Here is a 4,294-nt window from a genome sequence, read left to right as displayed (position 1 = left end):
GGTGGCCCCTTTCGATTCCCGACGAGGCGGATGAGGGCAGCCCCAAATCCGGCGCTGTCCTAATACGGGCAGCCCCCGCCAAATCCGCAAAGAACATATTGCGAACCTAGAACAAATAGTGTACATTGTTTTTATCGACGATCCGCCGCGCCAATCGTTTGTCCCGCACCCGAATCCTCGCCATAAGGAGCACGACCCAATGTCCACCACTGCCCTGCGTATCGTCGAAGGATCTTCCATGGACAAGAGTAAAGCTCTGGCTGCCGCGCTCTCCCAGATCGAGCGTCAGTTCGGCAAGGGCTCGGTGATGAAGCTCGGCAAGAACGACCGTTCGATGGACATCGAGGCAGTGTCGTCAGGCTCGCTCGGGCTCGATATCGCGCTCGGCATCGGCGGCCTGCCCAAGGGGCGCATCGTCGAGATCTACGGGCCGGAATCCTCAGGAAAAACCACGCTGGCGCTGCACACGGTGGCGGAAGCCCAGAAGAAGGGCGGCATCTGCGCCTTCATCGACGCCGAGCACGCGCTCGACCCGGTCTATGCCCGCAAGCTCGGGGTCAACATCGACGAGCTCTTGATCTCCCAGCCCGACACCGGCGAGCAGGCGCTGGAAATCTGCGACACGCTGGTGCGCTCGGGCGCGGTGGACGTGCTGGTGGTCGATTCGGTCGCGGCGCTGGTGCCAAAGGCCGAGCTCGAAGGCGAGATGGGCGATGCGCTGCCGGGTCTTCAAGCGCGGTTGATGAGCCAGGCGTTGCGCAAGCTGACGGCCTCGATCAACAAGTCAAACACCATGGTGATCTTCATCAACCAGATCCGCATGAAGATCGGTGTGATGTACGGCTCGCCGGAAACCACGACCGGCGGCAACGCGCTGAAGTTCTACGCCTCGGTCCGCCTCGACATCCGCCGCATCGGCGCGATCAAGGAGCGCGACGAAGTGGTCGGCAATACGACGCGTGTGAAGGTGGTGAAGAACAAGCTGGCGCCCCCCTTCAAGCAGGTCGAGTTCGACATCATGTACGGCGAGGGCGTCTCCAAGATGGGCGAGATCCTCGATCTCGGCGTCAAAGCCGGTATCGTCGAAAAGTCCGGCGCCTGGTTCTCCTATGACAGCCAGCGCCTCGGCCAGGGCCGTGAGAACTCGAAGGCGTTCCTGAAGTCCAACCCGGACATCACCGCCAAGATCGAGACCGCGATCCGCCAGAACTCCGGCTTGATCTCGGAGCAGATTTTGGCCGGCACGCCCGAGAGCGACGCCGACGGCGAGGAGCCGGCGGACGAGTAAGCCTTAAAGCGAAAAGTTTTCGCGAGGAGCGGGCGCTGAGGACGTTGAGTTGCCGACGTCGTCAGTGCCCGTTTCTTTTGTGCGTTGGCGGCCGGGAGATTTTCGCCGTCACAACCCGATCAGGCGCTGGTGGGGCGGTACGCTGCTCACAAATGAACGGCTGTGACGGTGGGATGGAGAGACCCGTTCGCTGGTGGCGCCTTAGAAGCGCATTCAGTGCCGTAGGGTGGGCAAAGGCGCACTTGCGCCGTGCCCACCATCTTCCAACGTGGCGGGTGGTGGTGGGCACGCTTTCGCTTTGCCCACCCTACGAGACCGCCGTTGTGGCTTACTCCGCAGCTTGCGCGTAGTCGCTCACCGGCGGGCAGGAGCACACCAGATTGCGGTCGCCATAGACGTTGTCGACGCGCCCCACCGGGCACCAATATTTGTCGGTGCGCGAGACGCCGTCGGGGAAGCAGCCTTCGCTGCGGGTGTAGGCACGAGCCCACGCATCGTCGGCGATATCGTGCACGGTGTGCGGAGCGTGGCGCAAGGGCGAGGCTTCGATCTTGAAGCGGCCGGCCTCGACCTCGGCGATCTCTTTTCGGATCGCGATCATGGCATCGCAAAAACGATCCAGCTCGGCCTTGGATTCCGACTCGGTCGGCTCGATCATCAGCGTGCCCGGCACCGGGAAGCTCATGGTCGGCGCATGGAAGCCGTAATCGATCAGGCGCTTTGCGATGTCGTCGACGGTGACGCCCGAGGTCGTCTTCAGCGGGCGGGGATCGACGATGCACTCATGCGCGACGCGGCCCTTCTCGTTCTTGTAGAGCACCGGGAAATGCGCATCGAGGCGTGCGGCGATGTAATTGGCATTGAGGATCGCGACCTCGGTGGCGCGCTTCAATCCTTCGCCGCCCATCATCAGGATGTAGATGTAGGAGATGGTCAGGATCGAGGCCGAGCCGAACGGCGCGGCCGAGACCGGGCCGACCGCAGCATCCGCCTTGGTTGCCGGGTGACCCGGGAGGAACGGCGCGAGATGCGCCTTCACGCCGATCGGGCCCATGCCGGGGCCGCCGCCGCCATGCGGGATGCAGAAGGTCTTGTGCAGATTGAGGTGGCTGACATCGGCGCCGTAATCGCCGGGCCTGCTAAGGCCGACCTGCGCATTGAGGTTGGCGCCGTCGAGATACACCTGGCCGCCATGGCCATGGACGATGTCGCAGATCTCGCGGATATGCTCCTCGAACACGCCGTGGGTCGAGGGATAGGTGATCATCACAGCGGCGAGATCGTTCGAGTGTTTCTCCGCCTTGGCACGGAGATCATTGACGTCGACGTCGCCGTTCTTCTCGCAAGACACAACCACCACGTCCATGCCGACCATCGCGGCCGAGGCCGGGTTGGTGCCGTGGGCGGAGGAGGGGATCAGGCAGATCTTGCGATGGCTCTCCCCGCGCGCCGCATGATAGCCGCGGATCGCCAGCAGCCCGGCATATTCGCCTTGCGCGCCGGAGTTCGGCTGCAGCGAGATCGCGTCATAGCCGGTGATGTCGCACAGCCACTTCTCCAGCCGTGCGAACAGCGCGTGATAGCCGGCCGCCTGCTCGCGCGGGGCGAACGGATGCAGCGAGCCGAACTCCGGCCAGGTCAACGGCATCATCTCAGTGGTCGCGTTCAGCTTCATGGTGCAGGATCCCAGCGGGATCATCGCGCGGTCGAGGGCGAGGTCGCGATCTGAGAGCTTGCGCATGTAGCGCAGCATCTCGGTTTCCGAGCGATGCGCGTGGAACACCGGATGGGTGAGGAACGCGGTGGCGCGCTTCAGCGCTTCCGGCAGAGCTTCGCGCGTGGCGGCGTCGATCTCGGCATAGGACAGCGTGCCGCCGAAGGCGCGCCAGACGGCTTCGACCGTTGCTGATGTCGTGGTCTCGTCGAGCGCAATGCGAAGCGCGGTATCGCCGATGCCTAGATTGATCTTCTCGGCGGTCGCGCGCGCAATGATTTCGGCGCGCTTGGCGCCGACATCGACGCTCAACGTGTCGAAGAAAGCTTCGCTCTCGGGCGCAAAGCCGAGCTTGCGCAAGCCGGCCGCGAGCACGGCGGCGCGGCGATGCACATTGCGCGCGATCTGCGCAAGGCCCTCGGGGCCGTGATAGACCGCATACATCGCGGCGATCACGGCCAGCAGCACCTGCGCGGTGCAGATGTTGGAGGTCGCCTTCTCGCGGCGGATGTGCTGCTCGCGGGTCTGCAGCGCGAGGCGATAGGCGGGGGCGCCGCGGGAGTCGACGGAGAGGCCGACGATGCGGCCGGGCAGCGAGCGCTTCAGCGCATCGCGCACCGCCATATAGGCCGCGTGCGGTCCGCCATAGCCCATCGGCACACCGAAGCGCTGTGCCGAACCGATCGCGATGTCGGCCCCTAATTCGCCGGGCGAAGCAATCAGCGTCAGCGCCAGCAGATCGGCGGCGACGATCGCGAGCGCGCCCTTGGCCTTCAGCGCTGCGATCGCGGGCCTGAGGTCGCGCAATGCGCCCGAGGTTCCCGGATATTGCAGCAGCGCACCCAGCACGTCCGCCTTGTCGAGATCGGTGAGGGGATCGCCGACGACCAGATTCCAGCCGAGCGGCTCGNNNGTGCGCATCACGGCGAGCGTCTGCGGATGCACGTCCTTGTCGACGAAGAAAGCTTTCGCCTCGACCCTCGAGTGCCGCTCCGCGAGCGCCATGGCTTCGGCGGCGGCGGTGGCCTCATCGAGCAGCGAGGCGTTGGCGACGTCGAGGCCAGTCAAGTCGCAGATCATGGTCTGGAAGTTGAACAGCGCCTCCAGCCGGCCCTGGCTGATCTCGGGCTGATAAGGCGTGTAGGCGGTGTACCAGGCGGGATTCTCCAGGATGTTGCGCTGGATCACCGCGGGCAAAATCGTGCCGGAATAGCCTTGGCCGATCAGCGAGGTGAAGACCTGGTTCTGGCGGGCGAGCTCGGCCATATGCGCGATCGCCTCGGTCTCGCTGA

Annotated in this window: 1 protein-coding gene and 2 pseudogenes; 1 reads left to right on the top strand and 2 read right to left on the bottom strand. The window is 64.6% G+C overall.

What is annotated here, in order from left to right; translation table 11 throughout:
* The first annotated feature begins 199 nt into the window (after positions 1–199).
* Positions 200–1,288, top strand: coding sequence for a recombinase RecA (gene recA, locus AOQ71_RS14405; RefSeq protein WP_057747344.1), 1,089 nt, complete (start codon positions 200–202; stop codon positions 1,286–1,288).
* 328 nt (positions 1,289–1,616) lie between these two features.
* On the opposite strand, the pseudogene gcvP reads toward recA, so the two are convergent.
* Positions 1,617–3,912, bottom strand: a pseudogene (gene gcvP / locus AOQ71_RS14400) (aminomethyl-transferring glycine dehydrogenase); the annotation flags it as partial.
* 3 nt (positions 3,913–3,915) lie between these two features.
* Positions 3,916–4,294, bottom strand: a pseudogene (locus tag AOQ71_RS47780) (glycine dehydrogenase (aminomethyl-transferring)); the annotation flags it as partial.

It is taken from the genome of Bradyrhizobium manausense (genome assembly GCF_001440035.1).
Lineage (GTDB): Bacteria > Pseudomonadota > Alphaproteobacteria > Rhizobiales > Xanthobacteraceae > Bradyrhizobium > Bradyrhizobium manausense.
This window is presented reverse-complemented; position numbering and strand designations above follow the sequence as displayed.

What these genes read in the sequence shown, in the direction of transcription:
- recA (WP_057747344.1), top strand. Translation starts at nt 200, where the DNA reads ATGTCCACCACTGCCCTGCGTATCGTCGAAGGATCTTCCATGGACAAG.